Origin of the sequence: Rhizobium sophoriradicis, assembly GCF_025200795.1 — a bacterium.
Lineage (GTDB): Bacteria > Pseudomonadota > Alphaproteobacteria > Rhizobiales > Rhizobiaceae > Rhizobium > Rhizobium sophoriradicis.
On record NZ_CP104152.1, the window covers coordinates 4,483,208 to 4,502,135 of the forward strand.

Genomic DNA, 18,928 nt, shown 5'->3' on the forward strand with positions numbered 1-18,928 from the left:
AAATCCCCGTCTGTGCCCGGCCTCGGCGGATCCGACCGTTCACAAAAGAACACAGAGCTTTGCCGAATTTGAACGCGCCTGATGCCACGAAACCGTCATCTTGCGCTTGCAAACCGGCTGCGCGTTAAGCTGTTATTAGCCTTGACGTTCGACAATTTCAGCATTCCCGCCGAAGCGGCGGCGGGTCCCGGAGCAAAAGCCATGTGTCGCTGGGCAGCCTATCGCGGAGACCCTCTATATCTCGAGGAGCTGGTGTCCTCGCCCGCCCATTCGCTGATCGAGCAGTCCCATTGCGCCACCCGCGCCAAGACGGCGACCAATGGCGACGGTTTCGGCATTGCCTGGTACGGTGACAGGCCCGAGCCCGGCCGCTACCGCGACATCCTGCCGGCCTGGTCGGACTGCAATCTGAAGAGCCTGGCGCGGCAGATCCGTTCGCCGCTCTTCCTCGCCCATGTCCGCGCCGCCACCGGCGGCGGCACGCGCCGCGACAACTGCCACCCCTTCACCCATGACAACTGGTCCTTCATGCACAATGGCCAGATTTCCGGTTTCGAGCGCCTGCGCCGGCCGATGGAGGCGATGCTCGACGACGAGCTGTTCAATGCCCGCGGCGGCACGACCGATTCCGAGCTGATGTTCCTGCTGGCGCTGCAATTTGGCCTGCGCGAGGCGCCGATCGCCGCGATGGCCAACATGATAGGCTTCGTCGAAGACCTGGCCGAGAACATCATCGGCTCGATCCTGTTGCGCTTCACCGCCGCTTTTTCCGACGGCAAGACGCTCTATGCGATACGCTATGCCACCGATCGCAGGGCCCCGACGCTTTATGCCTCGCCTGCCAGCGCCGGCTATTGCCTCGTCTCCGAGCCGTTGAACGACGATGTCGACGCCTGGGCGGAAATTCCCAATGGCAGCGCCGTCACCATCGGCGAAAACGGCATCGATGTCGCAAACTTCCAGCCGGAAAAGCGGAGCGCCGCCAATCCGCAACGGGTGGCTATTCCTGCATAAAGCGCGCGGCGATCAGCGACGCGAGCCTTTCGGCAACCTCTTCCTTCGCCAGGTCGGGCCATCGCTCGACGCCGTCGTGACGGACTAGTTTGACGCTGTTGCGGCTGCCGCCCATGATGCCGCTCGCTGGAGAAACATCGTTGGCGACGATCATGTCGGCGCCCTTCCTCTCGAGTTTCGCCCTGGCATTGCTCTCCACGTCCTGCGTCTCGGCGGCAAAGCCGATCACCAGTTTCGGCCGCATCGTGTGATGGCCGACGGTTTTGAGAATGTCGGGGTTTTCGGTCAGCGCCAGCGTCGGAATGGATTCGCCCGGATGTTTCTTCAGCTTCTGGTCGGCGGCCGAGGCGACGCGCCAGTCCGCCACCGCCGCGACCATCACGGCGATATCGGCCGGCAGCGCGGCCAGCACCGCATCACGCATTTCTTCGGCCCGCTCGACATGAATGGTGTGGACACCGACGGGGTCGGCGATCGTCACTGGCCCCGATACGAGCGTCACCTCCGCCCCGAGCTTGGCAAGAGCCGCAGCGATCGCATGTCCCTGCCGTCCGGAAGATCGGTTGGCGATGTAGCGTACCGGATCGATCGGCTCATGCGTCGGTCCAGACGTGACGATCGCTTTGCGCCCCTTCAGCGGTTTTTCCCCGTCGTCGAGCATGGTTTCGGCGGCAGTGACGATGTCAAGCGGCTCCGCCATCCGGCCGAGTCCGGCCTCGTGGCTTTCCGCCATCTCGCCGGCCATCGGCCCGACAAAGCGGACACCGTCTTCCCTCAGCCTTGCCGCATTGCGTCGGGTGGCCGGATGCGCCCACATTCTGGGGTTCATCGCCGGAGCCGCAAGCACCGGCCTCGCCGTTGCCAGGAGCACCGTCGAGGCGAGATCGTCGGCAAGGCCGTTCGCCATCTTCGCCATCAGGTCGGCGCTGGCGGGCGCAATCAGCACAAGATCGCAGTCGCGCGCCAGACTGATATGGCCGACATCCTGTTCGTCCTGCCGTGAAAACAGATCGATGAAGACATGATCCGCGACCAGGGCACCGACGGCAAGCGGCGTGACGAATTCCTGCGCGCCCTTGGTCATGATGGGGCGGACGCTCGCACCGCGCTCACGCAGCCGGCGGATCAGATCCAGGCTCTTATAGGCGGCGATGCCGCCGGAGATGATGAGGAGGATGCGTTTGCCGCTGAGAGCCATGGCTTTCTACCCGTCGCCTTTTTTGCCCGACCCCGACCCTAAGCCTTTGGCGCAGAACATGCAATCGAGTACGGACGTTCCTGTTCTGCCTTGCGAAATCATTCATCACTGAGCAGGCTCATCAGGTTCTCTGTAACCGGCGAGCGATGCGTCCTCAGCATCGCCAGCGCCAGGCGCGCGATGGCCGGCGGCCCCTCGATCGGCGTGTAGACAACACCCTGAAGTTTGATCTGCGAGATCGACGCCGGCACGATCGACACGCCGAGATCGGCCGCCACCAGATTGACGACGGAGGAAATCTGCGGCGCCTCCTGCGCCATGGCGAGCTCGAATCCCGCCTTGCGGCAGGCAAGCACGACATCGTCGTAAAGGCTCAATCCGACGAGCCTGGGAAAGAGGATGAAAGGTTCGTCGGCCAGGGCCGCAAGCGGCAGGCTGCGATGCCGTGCCAGCCGGTGGCTGGCGGGGAGGGCGATCACCATCGGCTCATCTTCAAGCCGCCGCAGCCGGATGCCGGCGGGGTCTTCGAGGCTCGGGCGCATGAAGGCGGCGTCCAACTCGCCGCGTTCCAGCTTCTGCATCAGCGCCAGCGTGTTCATCTCCGTCAGCGACAGCTGCACCTCCGGCCAGCGCGCTCGGAAGCGGCGGATCGTGGTGCTGACCACGGGATTGAAGGCGGAGGATGCGGTGAAGCCGAGCGACAGCCGACCGGTCTCGCCGCGATTGGCGCTTTGCGCGGCAAGCTTCGCCTTCTCCGCTGCCGCGAGCGCCGCTTTTGCCTCACCCAGAAATGCTGCACCTGCCGCCGTCAGCTCTGCGCCATGCGGCACGCGGTGGAACAGCGCCGCACCCACTTCCCTTTCCAGGTCGCGGATTTGTTGGCTGAGCGGTGGCTGCCCGATGCCAAGTTTGCCTGCGGCGCGGGTGAAATTGCTTTCCTCCGCCACCGCAAGGAAATATCTCAGGTGCCGCAGCTCCATGACCATCCATATTGAAATCGTCGTTTCCATATATTGGACAAATGAAAGGGCGCTGACTAGATCGGAGGCTGGAAGGATGGATCCATGCCGAAACCAGCCTATGGAGCAAAGCGCCCTGAGGAAACCGCGATCGAGGGACAGAGGTCCTATCTGACCCGCGGCAGCGGCGCCTATCGCCGCGCCAGCCTTGCCCTTTTCCTCTCCGGTTTTTCCACCTTCTCGCTGCTTTATTGCGTGCAGCCGCTGCTGCCGATCTTTTCCCAGGAATTTTCCGTCAGCCCGGCCGAAAGCTCACTGTCGCTCTCGCTCTCTACCGGTTTCCTCGCACTCGCCATCGTCTGCGCCGCCGCCGTCTCGGAAGGGCTTGGCCGCCGCAGCCTGATGTCGATATCGCTTGTCGGGGCGGCCTTGTTGACGGTGGCCACCGCTTTTGCGCCGAACTGGCAGCTGCTGCTCGTCATCCGCGCCCTGCAGGGCTTCGTTCTCGGCGGCGTGCCCGCCGTCGCCATGGCCTATCTCGCCGAGGAAATCGATCCGCGCGGCCTTGGCGCCACCATGGGACTCTATGTTGGCGGCACCGCCTTCGGCGGCATGTCCGGCCGCGTTCTCACCGGCGTCTTCGCCGAATATCTCAGCTGGCGCCCGGCGCTTTTCCTGATCGGCGCCATCGGCCTTGCCGCCGCGCTCGGCTTCATCGCCCTGCTGCCGCCGTCGAAGAATTTCGTTCGCCGGCCGGGCTTCGACCCGAGTTTCCATGCCAGGGCCTGGTTCGGCCATCTCGCCAATCCGGCGCTGCCCTTCGTCTTCGCCATCGCCTTCCTGGCGATGGGCGCCTTCGTGACCATATACAATTATGCCGGCTTCCGTCTCGTGGCGCCGCCATATAGCCTCAACCAGACCGAACTCGGCCTGATCTTCACCGTCTATCTTTTCGGCATCGGCGCCGCCTCGATCGGCGGCCTCATCGGAGACCGGATCGGGCACTTCTCTGTGCTGCTCTTCGGTCTGGCGCTGACCGCCGCCGGCAGCGCGCTGACGCTCTCCGCCGCGCTGCCATCGATCATCCTCGGCATTATCGTGTTGACGGCCGGCTTCTTCATGAGCCATTCCATCGCCAGCGGCCTCGTCGGCAGGCTGGCGCATGGCACCAAGGGCCACGCCTCGTCGCTCTATATGCTGGCCTATTATGTCGGCTCCAGCCTCATGGGCTCGGCGGGTGGCTGGTTCTTCGCAATCGACGGCTGGGCCGCCGTCGTCGCCTTCACCCTTGTCCTGCTGACGCTCGCCTTTATCTCCGCCTGTGCCGCGCAGCGTCTCGCAAGGAAAAAAACATGATCCGCATCGACCGTCTCGATCATCTCGTGCTGACCGTCGCCGATATCACAGCCACCTGCGATTTCTATTCCCGCATCCTCGGCATGTCGGTCGAAACCTTCGCGGAGGGCCGCAAGGCACTGAAATTCGGCCGCCAGAAGATCAATTTGCATCAGGCCGGCCACGAATTCGAACCCAAGGCCAGACATCCAATCCCCGGCTCCGGCGATCTCTGCTTCATCGCCGAAACGCCGATTGCCGATGTCATCGCCCATCTGCAGGCGTCGGGCATTGTGATTGAGGAAGGGCCGGTCGACCGCACCGGCGCAACCGGGCGCCTACACTCGGTTTATTTCCGAGACCCAGACGGCAACCTCATCGAAGTTTCGAATCTGATCGATTGATGCACCGCCGCGATAAACCGATCAAGGCGAGCCTTCCCAATTCTCTACCTGCAGGTCCGCCACGCGCTCGAATTCCCTCAGATTGCGGGTGATCAGGACGAGGCCGCGCGCAGCGGCCTGCCCGGCAATCAGGACGTCATAGGGGCCGATGGGCGTTCCCGATGCTCGCAGCGCTGCGCGAACTTCTCCGGCCCTGCGCGCGTCGTTCCGGTCAAATTCCAGTATGGCGAATTGTAGCGCATCGATCCGCGCCAGATTCTCATCGATATGCAAACTTTTGTAAGAGCCGTAAAAGAGTTCATGCGCAACGATCGCCGGCATGGCGAAATCCGTCGGTGTGTGCTTGCGCAGTTCGGCGATGAGGCGGTCATTGCCCTTCATCAAGGCAATGACGGCATTTGTATCGAGCAGGTACTTCATTTGAAGAAGTCGAGCTCGGGTCGTTCTTGCTGCGCAGGCTGCTCTTCTGCCGCTGTCGCGAAGTCGGGATCGACCGGACCGATCACGTCAGCCAGCCAATCCCAATTGTCGGAAATCGGTTCGAGAACGATCGCACGCCCTTGGCGCCGGATGGTGACACTATCGCCATCAAAGCGGAATTCCTTCGGCAAGCGGACGGCTTGCGACCGCCCTGACCAGAAGATTTTTGCGGTTTCCATGTCACGGCCCTCGGTGAGATATGACAATGATATATAGCAGCTCGACTTACATTTCAACCAAGCCGGATATAGGGCACGTCCTTCTTCATCACCTCATCCAGCGCCTCTTCGTAGCCCGCGTCAGCATACCGCATGACGCCCAAGGCGGTGTCGTTGGTCAGCGCGTGGTCGAGCCGCTCGTCGGCGGCTTCGGTGCCGTCGGCGATGACGGTGACGCCGCAGCTTGTCATATAGCCGGCATAGCCGCCGCCGCCGGAATGGACAACGACGAGATCGGCCATCGACGAGCAGAGCATCATCGCGTCGATCAGCGGCCAGTCGGCGATCGCGTCGGAGCCGTCCTTCATCCGCTCGGTCATGATATTGGGATGCGCCATGGCGCCGGCATCGAGATGGTCGCGCGAAAAGGCGACCGGGCCTTTCAGTTCGCCGCCTGCGACCAGCGCATTGACGCGCAGCGCCAGCATCGTGCGTTCGCCGTGGCCGAGCCAGGCGATGCGGGCCGGCAGCCCCTCGAAGGGAACGTGCTCGCGCGCCAGCCGGATCCAGTTGGTGATGATCTTGTTGTCGGGGAAGAGTTCGAGCAGCAGATCGTCGATGCGGGCGATATCGCTCTCCTCGCCCGACAGCGCCATCCAGCGGAAGGGGCCGATCGCCCGAGCAAAGAGCGGCCTCAGATAGGCTTCGGTGAAGATCGGAATGTCGAAGGCATTGCTGACGCCGCCTTCTTTCGCCTGGGTGCGGATCAGGTTGCCGTTGTCGAAGACCTCGGAGCCGCGTTTCTGGAAATCCAGCATCGCCGTGACATGATCGACGATCGAAGCGCGGCTTGCCGCCATCAACTGCCCCTGGCCATCGTCGCGCAGTTCTCTCACCTGATCGAGGCTCATGCCCTTCGGCACATAGCCATAGACGAGGTCATGCGCCGAGGTCTGGTCGGTGACGATGTCGGGCACGATGCCGCGCCTTGCGATTTCGGGATAGACTTCCGCCGCATTGCCGACGAGCCCGACGGAGAGCGCCCGCTTGTCCTTCACCGCCGCATCGATCATCTCAAGGGCGGTATCGAGATCGGGCGCGATCTCCTGGAGATAACCGATCTGCTGGCGCTTGCGGGCGCGCTCCGGATCGATGTCGACGCAGAGGATGGCAGCCCCCGCCATGCGGCCGGCGAGCGGCTGCGCCCCGCCCATGCCGCCGAGGCCGGCCGTCAGCACGAATCGGCCGGCGAGATCGCCGCCGAAGCGCCGCTCGGCAATGCGCATGAAGATCTCGTAAGTGCCCTGGATGACGCCCTGGCTGCCGATATATTGCCAGGCGCCTGCCGTCAGTCCGCCCCAGCAGATCAGTCCCTTGCGCTGCAGCTCGTAGAATATCTCGGCTTTCGCCCATTGCCCGACGATATTGCAGTTCGCCATGATGACGAGCGGCGCCTTGGCGTGCGTCTTCACCAACCCGATCGGCTTGCCGGACTGGATCAGCAGCGTCTGATCCTCTTCCATCTCGGTCAGCGCTTTGACGATGCCCTTATGCGCCGCCCAGCTGCGGGCCGCCTTGCCGAGCGCGGCATAGACGATCAGGTTTTCGGGATCCTCGCCGACCGACAGCACGTTTTCGAGCAGGCGCAACAGCGCTTCCTGCCGCCAGCCCTTAGCACGCAGCTCCGGCCCGCCGGGGATGGGAAATTTCGGATGACGTGGATTGGCCTTCGGCATGGTTGTTCCTCGCTTGGTCTCTGGTTTCCCTTCTCCCCAACGGGGGTCCGAAGGACGGGTCGAGACCTGTGGCTCGACCCCGGTCGGTGGCCCGAAGGGTCGGATGAGGGGGCCACACGGTGCAACATTCATTGCCCTTCGCTTGCGCTCCAGGCACTCGCGGCTTTGCCGCTCGCCCCCTCATCTGTCCTTCGGACATCTTCTCCCCGCTGGGGAGAAGGGGGAATAGCTGCGTCACTTCCCTGGCAGCGATTTCAGGTAGGCGAGCGCGCTGTCCAGTAAACGCCGTCTCAGTCCATCGTCGCCATAAACCTCGGCCGTGGCCCGCACCCAGCCCTGCATTACCCGCTCGCCGGACAGCATCTGGATCACGCCGGGCAGGGCCAGCGCCCAGCCGTCATTGCCCTTGCCGAGGCGGATCAGCATGCCGTCGCTGCGCGCGCCGCAAAGCAGATTGCCGTTCAGCAGGAAGGCCCGGCCGCCGAACATGGATTTTTCCGTAAGCCCCGGCCGGTCGCCGAGTTCCTCGCGCAGCAGTTCTTCGAGCCCGGGATCGCGCGTCATGGTTCAGGCCTTCGTTTCCAGCGCATAGCGGGCGATCTCGATCCCCATCGCCTTTTCGACGACGGGATAGACGGTGGGATCAAGCACGCTTGCCGATAGCGGGATGATATCCTTCGGCACATGCAGGATGAAGACCCGCATGCCTTCCCTAAGCTGGCCGACGCTGAGCGGCTCGCCCTCCTGAGACAGCGTGGTGATGACTGCGGGGAAGGTGGCAAGTCGGCCGCCATCGGCGTCGTCGACGGCCATATACTCGTTCATCACATGCAGCGTCACCGATTTTGCCCCCGAACCGACGATAACCGTGCCGATGTCGAAGGCTTCCCTGGTGTAGACGACGTCCTTTCTAGATATCACGCCCTCGGCGAGGATATGCCCGCCCGTCGTTTTGCAGATCGCATGGATAACAGCGGGCCCGCCGCGTTTCTCTGCCGCGATGATCGCCTCTCCGAGCGTAAGCGCCATCGAGATGCCGCCGAGTGCCGCATGGCTGCGGACATAGGAAGCGCGCAGCGGATTGCGGCAGCTGGCGATGAAGCCGCCGGATTGATCGGCGGCGGCACGCAGCACCGGCGAGATTTTCGCCGTCGCCCCCTTCACCACCAGTTCGATATAACGGTTTTCGGCGCGATTGCCGCCGACGGCGGTCTGGATCATCGGCTCAGGCGAGCCGGCCATGCCGATCGAGCCCATGTCGCCGGTGGGATGGGCGCGGATATCGCCGACGGCGTCGACCACCTTGGTGCCGAGGATCGCCGACGGCAGCCAACCGTTTAGCGTCGAGGATTTGCCGTTCTGGCCGATAATCAGCCCGGAAAGCTTTTCGCCCAGCGCCTCCTGCAGGAGTTGCACGGCTTTGACGTAATCGATGCCCTGCATTTCCCAGGGGGTGGTGGAGGCCGGCGCGCCGATGGCGGCGGCCGTCGCGATCCAGTCATCGTCCCGCAGTTCGTCGATCGACACCAGCTCCGGCTTGCCTGCATTGACTGCCGCAAGCCCGAGCATGCGCCCGTGATCGGCCCAACCGCCACCGCCGGCGGCATAGACGGAGCCGCCCTTGACGGCGGCTTCGACGTCCTTCTCAACCAGTATGCGTCCCATCCGCCTTATCCCGCTTCGAATCCGTGTCCATCTCGCGCACCGCCTCGAACAGCACGGCGGCGCCGATCGCGATATCGTCATTGTCGGCCCACTCGTCCTCGCAATGGCTGCGGCCTCCCCGGCAGGGCACGAAGATCATGGCCGCCGGCGCCACCTTGGCGATCCAGGCCGTGTCGTGCCCGGCGCCCGAGGCCATGCGCCGATATTTCGCGCCGACACGTTCGCAGGCGGCCTCGAGCGCCGAAAGCAGCCTGGCATCGCCCGGCGTCGGCAGATTGTCGGATACCCGGGTCGGCGCTTCGATCCTCACGCCATAGGCGGTCGCCAGCTTTTCGACATGGCCTTCGAGCCAGCGGCAGAAGGCCTCCATATCGGCGCGAATTTCAGCGCGGCCGTCGATCAGCAGCGCGACTTTCGACGGCACGACATTGGCGGCATTCGGCTCGACTCTGAATTCGCCGACCGTCGCGGCAAAATGCCCCGGCGTCTTGGCCAGCTCGGCGGCGGCGTTACGGATGTCGAGCACCAGCTGGGATGCCGCCACCAGCGCATCGGCCCGCCGGTCCATCGGCGTCGTGCCGGCATGGTCAGCCCGTCCTTCGACAGTGATTTCGATGCGGGTAATACCTGCAATCGCGGTGACGATCCCGACATCCTCCCGTTCGGCTTCGAGCACCGGTCCCTGCTCGATATGCAGCTCGAGAAAGCCGGCAATATCCGGCCTCTTCTGCTGCGCCAGGACGCCAGGCTCGCCGCCCACCTGGGCAATGCCTCCGGCAAGATCGAGACCGCCGCTGACGCGCGAAAGCCAGGACTCCGGCAGTTGCCCGGTCATGCCGCGGCTGCCGATGCAGGAGACGCCGAAGATGCTGACTTCTTCGGCGAGGAAATCGACAATCTCCAGATCGTGGTCGAGCTCGATGCTCTGGTCGCTGAGCGCGCGTGCCACCTCAAGCGCCGCGATCACGCCGGCAATGCCATCAAAGCGGCCGCCGTCCGGCACCGTGTCGGAATGCGAACCGAGCATGATCGTGCCTAGCCATGGTTTGCGGCCGGTGCGCCGGCCGATCAGATTGCCGGCCGCGTCGATCCGCGTTTCCAATCCGGCCGCCTTCATCCGGGCTTCGAGATAGCTCCGGCCTTCGCGAAAGAGCGGCGAGAAGGCCCGCCGCGTCCAGGGATGTCCCGGCTCGGTAATTTCGGCCAGCGCCTCGATATCCTCAGCGATCCTGTTGGCATTGACGGGAGGATTGCGGCTCATGCACCAGCTCCCGCAATGACGTGGCGCGGCGGCGGCCGGACGAACCGGCCGGTGCCGGGTTTGGCCAGCACCTTGCCCCCCTCAGCGATCTTTTCGCCGCGCAGGTAGGTGGCCGCCACCGTCCAGGGCAGGGCAATGCCGTTATAGGGGCTCCAGCCGACGACATTGTTGCCGCTTGCCGATGCATCATAGATCGTGTCCCGCGGTTCCAGCACGGCGATATCGGCATCTTTGCCCGGCCTCAGCGCCCCTTTGATATGGTCGAGCCGGAAATGCTTGGCCGGATTCTCCGCCATCAGCCTGGCTGCCCATGTCAGCGGAATGCCGCGCTCGATGGCGCCTTTGACGAAAAGCGGCACCATCACCTCGAGTCCGGGCACGCCGGATGCGTTGGCGAGCATGTCGGAATTGGTCTTGCGGTTTTCCGACCAGCTGACGTGATCGGTCGAAACCAGCCAGACATCGCCCTCGGCCACCTTCCGCCAGAGCTTCTCCACCTCGGCGCGCGGCCGCAGCGGCGGATTGATCTTCGCCTTGCCGCCGAGGCGCTTGACGTCGTTCTCTTCGTCGAGCGTCAAATAATGGATGCAGCATTCGACCGTCGCCGCAAAACCGTCACGCCGATAGGCGCGGGCGATATCGTAGCCGCGCCCGAGCGAGCAATGCACCACATGGGCGGGGCAGCCGGTCGCGGCACCCGTTTCGAAGATCGTGTGCATGGCCAGGAGTTCGGTGATTGGTGGCCGCGACAGGCCGTGCGCCCGCCAGTCGGTGATGCCGCGCGCCTTCACCTGCTCGATATAGCTGCGCACCGCCTCGTCGTCTTCGTTGTGCACGCCTGCCGTCAGTCCGGTCGGAGCGATCGCCGCAAAGCAGGCGTCGAGCAGGGCCGGCGGGATACGCGGAAAACGCTTGGGATCGGTGCCGAAGGTCGAGAATTTGAAGGCCGCGACGCCCGCCTCGACCATCTCGCCGATCCGCGCCGGGCCTTCTTCCGGATCGACGGTGCCGTAAAGCGCGAAGTCGACACGCGCCTGCTGCCCGGCATGGTCGATCTTGCGTTTCACCGCCGCCGCCGAGCAGACGAGATCGCCCTCGTCATAGGGCATGTCGACGATTGTTGTCACGCCTCCGGCCGCCGCCGACCGCGTCGACCAGATGAAATCCTCCTGATCCTTCTGGGAAAGCGAGTGCACCTGGGCGTCGATCGCGCCGGGCAGGATCAGTGCTTTGCCGAGCAGATGCCGTTCGCGCGCCGCAGGCGGCACGCCGAGGCCGATCTCGGCGATCTTGCCGTCGCGGGCGGCGACATAGCCCTCTTCGAGGATGCGGTCCGGCAGCACCACCGTGCCCTGCAGAACGAGATCGAAGTCCATGTCGCTTCCTCCCTGGGCTGAAATCAGACCGTTGCCGGCTGGAGCGTGATGCCAAAAGCGTGACGTCTGTCGGATGGCATCATCTGGTTAATGTAGAACAGGATCCAGATTTTCAGTCCTTGGCCCGGCATCATCCTGTTCGGCTCGCCAGCCGCTCCTCGATGGGCTCCGGCGAGCCGAGTGCGAAGAAATCGTCGAAGGAGGCGATCGGCACCTGTTCGGTCAGTTTTGTCAGAAAGTCGTCCGATCCGAGCTCTTCCTCGATCGCCTCCACCTCGGCCGAAAGCGGCCGGTCGACGGTATAAAACGCCGCATGTTTGCGCACGACCTGATAAAGCATGCCGGCAACACCCTTCGGTTCGTCTCCGAGAATGTCGATTGCCTGGGCCGAGAGCAGCGCCTCGAGTGCGGCAAGCCGCTTCAGCGCCTGCATCTGCCGCTCGAAGCGCTCGATGACGAGCGGCAGGAAGGCCGCCTCGTCCTCGAGGCCGGCCGCAACGACCAGCGACTGCGCCGAAACGGGGCCGGACATCGACAAGACGCGCGAGAAGATCTCGCCGGCGAGCTTGATGATCGGCCCGAAGCCGGTGGCGATCCGACCCGGCGGTACCAGATTGACCGGCAGGTCGCGCCGCTGGCCGTTGCCGAGAATGACGCAGCGGTTGAAGGCGTTGCGCGCCGCATGCGCCATGCACAGCGCCGCCGATTCGAGCAGGATCGTCACATCGAGCGGCAGCGATCCACCCGAGGTCATCACCCTGCCTTCCACCACCACGGGATTGTCGTCCGAGCGGCCGGTGGCGGCAAGGATCTTATGGCCTGTTGACAGCAGGTTTTCGATGACCGCACCGAACACCTGGGCGATCATGCGCAGGCTGAGGGGATCCTGCACATGCGTTGCAACCGGCCAGTTCCATTCCTCCGACGCATTGCAGAGCCAGGCGCCGATCAGCGCCTCGCGCGCCGTGCCGACATGGCGGACGGCCTTCCAGGGGTCGCGGGAGGCGCCGAGCGCGCCAGCCGCCATCATCGCCGTCGCCAGCAGGACGCGGATCGAGGCCGCCGCATTGCGTGTCGTTTCCGCCGCCGCAGCAAAGCTCACCGCATTGACGCTCAGCGAGGCGAGGCTGTCGCGGGGCGCCATTCGCACCGGTTGCAGTCTCGCGGCCCGGAAGGCGTCGGCTGCCTGCATCCGATTGCCGCGGTAGACCGCTTCGCCGACGCCGGTCAGCACCGCGCCGATCTGCCCCATCAGGCCGATATCGGCGCAGCCGATCGAGCCGGTGCGGCGCACGACCGGAATGAGATCGGCTTCCAGCATCGTGATATAGGCCTGGATCAGCTCGGGCGTGCAGCCGACCTGGCCGGTCAGCGCCGTATTGACGCGGATCGCCATGGCATTGCGCACGACGTTGCAGGAAAACGGCGTGCCGGTGCCGAAATGATGGGCGCGCACCAGGCCGAGATTGAAGGTGTCGAGTTCGTCGGCCGACCACTCCACATCCTTCATGGCCCCGACACCTGTTGTCGAGCCGTAGACCGGCATGCCTGAGGCGATCGCATCCTCGACAATCTCGCGGGCGATGGCGATGCGGGCCATGCCGGTCGGCGAAGCAGAAATCGTCGCCTTGCCCGCACCGATAGTCACCATCTCGGCAAAACCAAGCGGTCGTCCGGAAAGTTCGATGCCGGGGCGTTCGTGCTGCATGTGCCAGATCTCCTAAACGGTGAGACTAAGCGAGCCCTCCGTTACATGGGATATCCTAAATGCCGAACACAGCATGTTATCGGGAGGCGGTCAGCTCAGCATCCAGGCAATATAGAGAAGCGTCAATGCGATGACCCACAGCGCGATCCTGGCCGAGCGGTTGTGCCGTGCTTCCGCCTTGCCGATCGCCTCGGCTGTCTCCTCGTCGAAACGCAGGCCGTGCTCGCTCATATGCAGGAGCTGATGGTGGAATTTTTCGGTCTTTGCGGCAATTTCCGGCACTGCTTCGGCAAGCTTGACCGCCGCCTTCAGCCCGTCCTTGAGATCAGTCGCGATCCGCTTAGGCCCGAGATTGGTGCGAATCCAGTCGCCGACGACGGGCTCGGAGGCTTTCCACATGTTGAAACGCGGGTTGAGCATGCGCGACACGCCCTCGACGACGACCATGGTCTTCTGCAGCATCACCAGTTCCGGCCGTGTCGCCATGTCGAAGAGTTCGGTCACTTCGAACAGCAGCGTCAGCAGCTTGCCCATCGAGATCGTCTCGGCCGGCTGTCCATGGATCGGCTCGCCGATCGCCCGGATTGCCTGGGCGAAGCTCTCGACATTGTGGTGGCCGGGTACATAGCCCGCCTCGAAATGCACCTCGGCGACGCGGACGTAATCGCGGGTGATGAAGCCGTAGAGGATTTCGGCGAGGAACCGCCGCTCCTTCTTGCCGAGCCGCCCGACAATGCCCATGTCGACGGCGACGATCATGCCACCGGCATCGACGAAGAGATTGCCCGGGTGCATGTCGGCATGGAAGAAGCCGTCGCGCAGCGTATGGCGCAGGAACGACTGGATCAGCGTGTCGGCGAGCAGGTTGAGATCGTGGCCGGCCGCGCGCAGCCCTTCGACGTCAGACATTCTCGTGCCGTCGATCCACTCCATGGTGATGACGTCGCGGCCCGTGCGCTCCCAGTCTACCTTCGGTACGCGGAAGCCGGGATCGCTGTCGGTATTTTCGGCGATCTCCGAAAGCGCTGCCGCCTCCAGGCGAAGATCCATCTCCACCTTCGTCGTCTGTTCGAGCGTCTTCGTCACCTCGACCGGCCGCAACCGCCGGCTCGACGGCATGAAACGCTCCTGCATATGGGCGACGAGGTACATGGCCTCGATGTCGTGCGCAAAACGCTGGCGCACGCCGGGTCGCACGATCTTGACGGCGACCTTCTTTCGGCCTTGCGGTGTCTCCACTTCGGCCGGGTGCACCTGTGCGATCGAGGCGGCGGCGATCGGCTCGCCGAAGCTCGCATAGAGTTCGCCGATCGGCCGCCCGAGCGAGCCTTCGATATTCGCCTTGGCGGCAGCCGAGGGAAAGAAGGCCATGCGGTCCTGCAGCTGCGACAGGTCGTTGGCGAATTCGACGCCGACCACGTCAGGCCGCGTCGCCAGGAACTGCCCGATCTTCACATAGGAGGGACCAAGCCGCTCGACGGCTTGCGCCAGCCGGTCGCTGCGCTTCTGATGCTTTGCCTTGCTTCGCTCGAAAATCGTGACGACGGATTTGGCGAGCGCGACCGAAGGCGGCAGGCCTTCGGAAGGAAGCGCCGAGACGACGCCCTCACGCACGAGCACCCAGCCGACGCGCCAAAGGCGGAAATAGGCTCCGAAAGTGCTCATGCCGAAATGCTCCGCCGAGGGAGGTTTGTCTTTATTTCCCTCATTCCCTCAGAGCTTCCAGCCGGAATGCAGTGCGGCGATGCCGCCGGTATAATTGGTGTAGCTGACGCGCGAAAAGCCGGCTTGGCGGATCATCGCCGCGAAATTCTCTTGGTTCGGGAATTTGCGGATCGATTCCACCAGATACTGGTAGGGTTCGGCATCGCCGGTGATCGCCTTGCCGAATTGCGGAATGGCGTTGAACGACCAGGCGTCATAGATCTTGTCGAGCAGCGGCATGTCGACTTCGGAAAATTCCAGCACCAGCAGCCGGCCGCCGCGCTTCAGCACACGATAGGCCTCAGAGAGCGCGATATCGATCCGCGGCACGTTGCGGATGCCGAAGGCGATCGTATAGGCGTCGAAGCTGGCGGGCTCGAAAGGCAGCGTTTCGGCATTCGCCTCGATGAAGGTCAGATTGCCGGAAAGCTTCTTCTTTTCCGCCCGTTCGGCGCCGACGCCGAGCATCGAGCCGTTGATGTCGAGCACGGTCGCATGCGCCTGCCGGCCCGAAGCCTCGACGATGCGGAAGGCGATGTCGCCGGTGCCGCCGGCAACGTCGAGCACCTTGTAGCCCGGTTCCTTGCGCGGATTGAGCGCGGCGATCATCGCATCCTTCCAAGCGCGGTGCATGCCCATCGACATGACGTCGTTCATGATGTCGTAGCGTTTGGCGACCTTGTGGAACACCTGGTTGACCATGCCCTGCTTCTCGCCGCCGGGCACTTCGCGAAAGCCGTAGGAGGTCTCCATGCCGCCATCGGCGGAAGTGCGGCTTTCTGACATCAGGCTGCTCCGTTCCTTCAAGATTCGGGCACGCGGCCATAGCGAAAGACCGCGCGCGACGTTATCACTGGGCCGCGCTCTCCGCGGCTCACTGGCGCTATAGCGCACATCGTCCTCGGTTGAAACACGTTCGATATAGATGGGTTAAGATGCCGGAATTGCCAGAAGTCGAAACGGTCAAACGCGGGCTGGCGCCGGCGATGGAAGGGGCTCGCGTCGCAAGGCTGGAGCTGCGCCGCAGGGACCTGCGCTTCCCCTTTCCCGATGCCCTGGTGGACAGGGTTTCCGGCCGCACCATTATCGGGCTTGGCCGCCGCGCCAAATATCTGCTGGTCGATCTCGACGACGGCAATACGCTGATTTCCCATCTCGGCATGTCGGGTTCCTTCCGCATCGAGGAGGGGGCCGTTTCCGAAACACCGGGCGAATTCCACCATGCCCGCACCAAGGACGAGAAGCACGATCACGTCGTCTTTCATCTCGAGGGCTCGGGCGGCCCGCGCCGCGTCGTCTATAACGACCCGCGCCGTTTCGGCTTCATGGATATGGTAAGACGAGCCGATCTTGCCGCCCACCCTTTCTTCCGCGATCTAGGCCCGGAGCCGACGGGAAACGATCTCGGCGCCGCCTATCTCGCCGACCGTTTCCGCGACAAGGCGCAGCCCTTGAAGAGCGCGCTTCTCGACCAGAAGAACATCGCCGGTCTCGGCAATATATATGTCTGCGAAGCGCTATGGCGTTCGCAACTTTCGCCCATCCGCGCCGCCGGCACCCTGGTGACACCGGGCGGCAAGCCGAAGGAAAAGCTCGGCCTGCTCGTCGCCTCGATCCGCGACGTCATCGCCGATGCCATCGCCGCCGGCGGATCGTCGCTGCGCGACCATATCCAGACGGACGGATCGCTCGGCTATTTCCAGCATTCCTTCTCCGTCTATGATCGCGAAGGCCAGGCTTGCGGCACGCCCGGCTGCGGCGGTACGGTCGCCCGTATCGTGCAGGCGGGTCGCTCCACCTTCTATTGCGCCGCCTGCCAGAAATGAGAGAAAACGGGAGACCAGCATGGCTTACGAGACCCTGATCGTCGAAACCCGAGGCAATGTCGGCCTCGTCACGCTGAACCGCCCGCAGGCGCTGAATGCGTTGAACTCCACCGTCCTCAAGGAGTTGAAGGCGGCCTACGCCTCCTTCCATGCCGACGAGGCGATCGGCGCGATCGTCATCACCGGCTCCGAACGCGCCTTTGCCGCCGGCGCCGACATCAAGGAAATGCAGTCGCTCCAGTTCGCCGACATCTATAAGAGTGATTTCATCAGCGGCTGGGACGACGTCGCCAAGGCCCGCAAGCCTGTCATCGCCGCCGTCAGCGGTTTTGCCCTCGGCGGCGGTTGCGAGCTCGCCATGATGTGCGATTTCATCATCGCCTCGGAGACGGCGAAATTCGGCCAGCCGGAAATCACCCTCGGCGTCATCCCCGGCATGGGCGGCTCGCAGCGGCTGACGCGCGCCGTCGGCAAGGCGAAGGCGATGGATCTTGTCCTGACCGGCCGGATGATGGATGCGGCGGAAGCCGAACGATCGGGACTCGTTTCGCGTGTGGTGGCGCCCGAGCGTCTGCTCGACGAGGCGCTTACCGCGGCGGAAAAGATCGCCTCCCTTTCGCAGCCCTCGGTGATGATGGCCAAGGAGGCGGTCAACCGTGCCTTCGAAACGACGCTGGAGGAGGGGCTCCGCTTCGAGCGCCGCCTGTTCCACAGTCTCTTTGCCACCGATGATCAGAAAGAAGGCATGGCGGCCTTTGTCGAGAAGCGCAAACCTGCCTTTAAGCACCGTTGAATGCTTTTCGGCGCTTCCGGCTGGAAAGCTTGAAAATCCGCGTTGACGTGGGCAGGCTTTAGGGTTATATGCCCGCCCACGGTTCGGAAAGCCGCTCTGGTTTTCCGCGATTGCTCCCGCATTGCTGGATTTGGTGGCCGCAGGGCCCGCGGTAATGGCGGAGTTTGTTCGATTTCTTGAGAGAGGCATCCATGGCCAATACAACTTCGGCGAAAAAAGCGACCCGCAAGATCGCCCGCCGTACCGACGTCAATAAGGCTCGTCGCTCGCGCGTTCGTACTTTCGTTCGCCAGGTCGAAGAGGCTATCGCATCCGGTGACGCCGACAAGGCGAAGGCCGCTTTCCTGGCCGCTCAGCCGGAGCTTGCCCGCGCCGCCAGCAAGGGCGTGCTGCACTCCAACACGGCATCCCGCAAGGTCTCGCGCCTGGCCGCTCGTGTGAAGGCTCTTTCGGTCTCCGCGACCGCGTAATCTTCCATTAACGACCTCCTCGTTATGATTAGCCCGGTAATTTTACCGGGCTTTTTCGATTCCGCTGTTTGGCCTCTTCATGGTTAATCGCACGACTGTTTCGTGTCACTGCCATGACAGGAAAAGTCCATAAAAAACAATGACTTGCGATAGGATGCTTCGGCGCCGCGCGACTCTGGCCTGCGCTCCGGTGACCCTGGGCGAGTCAAGAAGATTTTTATTTTTTTTCTTTCATTGCGTGTCAAAATAGCCCGAACGGGGAATCTCCTTGATTCAAAAGCGATTCTTTTTTGACGGTGGTGTGACGCCCGAAAAGGGCGGGCGGAGTCAATGGCCGCATCTTAATTTTGCGTAAAATTCATCGTTGATCTTGCCATTTGATCCTGCCTAAATGGCTTTCAACAAAGGGCGCGGACATCACCTGCAGAGGCTCGGTCTTAACTGCCACGTCGGCAGGGCGATAGGTTTGTACCATTTGTTACGGAGCCTTGCGCTTCCGTTTTTTCAAGCACTCGACGGATTTGAGCCGTAACGTGGCTGTTACGGGGCAGGGATGTTTTGTGCCTATGGCAACCCCACGTTTAACGTGAGGCTGCGGGATAGGGGATAGTAATATTGCGTTCGGGCTGGTCGGCCGAAAACGAGGTTTGACCGCCAGCCTGGCATGGAAAGCCGATGAAGGTACCGCATGAACGCGGTCCCTGCACCGGAGTTCTGTGCCGTGTTTGAGTGAACCGGCAGGCGAGCGGCTTCATGAGGATGCCGCCAGCCCGTCAAAGGCGGGGAATGCTCGGGCGGCTGTTTTAGCGGAGGCCGGCCGGTGGAATTGAAAGGCGGCACT

General features: G+C 63.4%; 18 protein-coding genes. 6 read left to right on the top strand and 12 right to left on the bottom strand.

Annotated features, from left to right (window positions below; all coding sequences use genetic code 11):
- Positions 1 to 201: 201 nt before the first annotated feature.
- Positions 202 to 1,014, top strand: a complete 813-nt coding sequence (locus tag N2597_RS21935) for a class II glutamine amidotransferase (protein WP_183600063.1) — start codon at positions 202 to 204, stop codon at positions 1,012 to 1,014.
- Here N2597_RS21935 and coaBC read toward each other — a convergent pair.
- The gene (gene coaBC, locus N2597_RS21940; RefSeq protein WP_183600061.1) at positions 1,001 to 2,212 is read right to left on the bottom strand and encodes a bifunctional phosphopantothenoylcysteine decarboxylase/phosphopantothenate--cysteine ligase CoaBC; all 1,212 of its coding nucleotides are present in this window, start codon (positions 2,210 to 2,212) and stop codon (positions 1,001 to 1,003) included. The genes N2597_RS21935 and coaBC overlap by 14 nt on opposite strands.
- A gap of 98 nt (positions 2,213 to 2,310) precedes the next feature.
- Positions 2,311 to 3,192: a LysR family transcriptional regulator gene (locus tag N2597_RS21945; protein WP_183600059.1), complete on the bottom strand. Its 882-nt coding sequence runs from the start codon at positions 3,190 to 3,192 to the stop codon at positions 2,311 to 2,313.
- Positions 3,193 to 3,276: 84 nt separating this feature from the next.
- Here N2597_RS21945 and N2597_RS21950 point away from each other — a divergent pair, with 84 nt between their 5' ends.
- Entirely contained in the window at positions 3,277 to 4,527 is a 1,251-nt protein-coding gene (locus tag N2597_RS21950; protein ID WP_183600057.1) for an MFS transporter, read from the top strand.
- On the top strand, positions 4,524 to 4,910 hold the full coding sequence (locus tag N2597_RS21955; protein WP_183600055.1) for a VOC family protein: 387 nt from the start codon (positions 4,524 to 4,526) through the stop codon (positions 4,908 to 4,910). The genes N2597_RS21950 and N2597_RS21955 overlap by 4 nt, the downstream gene beginning before the upstream one ends.
- Before the next feature lie 21 nt (positions 4,911 to 4,931).
- On the opposite strand, the gene N2597_RS21960 is transcribed toward N2597_RS21955, so the two are convergent.
- From N2597_RS21960 to ubiE, 10 genes are all read right to left on the bottom strand, one after another.
- A complete protein-coding gene (locus N2597_RS21960) occupies positions 4,932 to 5,330 on the bottom strand; it encodes a type II toxin-antitoxin system VapC family toxin (protein WP_183600053.1) in 399 nt (132 codons plus the stop codon).
- Entirely contained in the window at positions 5,327 to 5,569 is a 243-nt protein-coding gene (vapB, locus tag N2597_RS21965; protein WP_183600051.1) for a type II toxin-antitoxin system antitoxin VapB, read from the bottom strand. Before vapB ends, N2597_RS21960 begins: the two co-directional genes overlap by 4 nt.
- 53 nt (positions 5,570 to 5,622) lie before the next feature.
- Positions 5,623 to 7,284: a thiourocanate hydratase gene (locus tag N2597_RS21970; RefSeq protein WP_183600049.1), complete on the bottom strand. Its 1,662-nt coding sequence runs from the start codon at positions 7,282 to 7,284 to the stop codon at positions 5,623 to 5,625.
- Between the two features lie 234 nt (positions 7,285 to 7,518).
- On the bottom strand, positions 7,519 to 7,848 hold the full coding sequence (locus tag N2597_RS21975; RefSeq protein ID WP_183600047.1) for a TfoX/Sxy family protein: 330 nt from the start codon (positions 7,846 to 7,848) through the stop codon (positions 7,519 to 7,521).
- A gap of 3 nt (positions 7,849 to 7,851) precedes the next feature.
- On the bottom strand, positions 7,852 to 8,949 hold the full coding sequence (locus N2597_RS21980; protein WP_183600045.1) for a thiohydantoin desulfurase: 1,098 nt from the start codon (positions 8,947 to 8,949) through the stop codon (positions 7,852 to 7,854).
- Positions 8,930 to 10,210, bottom strand: a complete 1,281-nt coding sequence (locus tag N2597_RS21985; protein ID WP_183600043.1) for a Zn-dependent hydrolase — start codon at positions 10,208 to 10,210, stop codon at positions 8,930 to 8,932. The genes N2597_RS21980 and N2597_RS21985 overlap by 20 nt, the downstream gene beginning before the upstream one ends.
- The gene (locus N2597_RS21990) at positions 10,207 to 11,586 is read right to left on the bottom strand and encodes a hydantoin-5-propionate amidohydrolase (RefSeq protein WP_183600041.1); all 1,380 of its coding nucleotides are present in this window, start codon (positions 11,584 to 11,586) and stop codon (positions 10,207 to 10,209) included. The genes N2597_RS21985 and N2597_RS21990 overlap by 4 nt, the downstream gene beginning before the upstream one ends.
- 130 nt (positions 11,587 to 11,716) lie before the next feature.
- Positions 11,717 to 13,294 carry an aromatic amino acid lyase gene (locus tag N2597_RS21995; RefSeq protein ID WP_183600039.1) on the bottom strand — a complete coding sequence of 526 codons (1,578 nt, stop codon included), beginning with the start codon at positions 13,292 to 13,294 and terminating at the stop codon, positions 11,717 to 11,719.
- 90 nt (positions 13,295 to 13,384) lie between these two features.
- Complete coding sequence (ubiB, locus tag N2597_RS22000) at positions 13,385 to 14,959, bottom strand: 2-polyprenylphenol 6-hydroxylase (protein ID WP_077991225.1); 1,575 nt, start codon at positions 14,957 to 14,959, stop codon at positions 13,385 to 13,387.
- A gap of 48 nt (positions 14,960 to 15,007) precedes the next feature.
- Entirely contained in the window at positions 15,008 to 15,784 is a 777-nt protein-coding gene (gene ubiE, locus N2597_RS22005; protein ID WP_183600037.1) for a bifunctional demethylmenaquinone methyltransferase/2-methoxy-6-polyprenyl-1,4-benzoquinol methylase UbiE, read from the bottom strand.
- Positions 15,785 to 15,933: 149 nt separating this feature from the next.
- On the opposite strand from ubiE, the gene mutM reads away from it, so the two are divergent.
- From mutM to rpsT, 3 genes are all read left to right on the top strand, one after another.
- Positions 15,934 to 16,824 (top strand): bifunctional DNA-formamidopyrimidine glycosylase/DNA-(apurinic or apyrimidinic site) lyase, encoded by an 891-nt coding sequence (gene mutM, locus N2597_RS22010; RefSeq protein WP_183600035.1) that lies wholly within the window; start codon positions 15,934 to 15,936, stop codon positions 16,822 to 16,824.
- A gap of 19 nt (positions 16,825 to 16,843) precedes the next feature.
- Positions 16,844 to 17,617, top strand: coding sequence for an enoyl-CoA hydratase (locus tag N2597_RS22015; RefSeq protein ID WP_106796113.1), 774 nt, complete (start codon positions 16,844 to 16,846; stop codon positions 17,615 to 17,617).
- Positions 17,618 to 17,808: 191 nt separating this feature from the next.
- Complete coding sequence (rpsT, locus tag N2597_RS22020; RefSeq protein ID WP_008524652.1) at positions 17,809 to 18,087, top strand: 30S ribosomal protein S20; 279 nt, start codon at positions 17,809 to 17,811, stop codon at positions 18,085 to 18,087.
- The last annotated feature ends 841 nt before the right edge of the window (positions 18,088 to 18,928 follow it).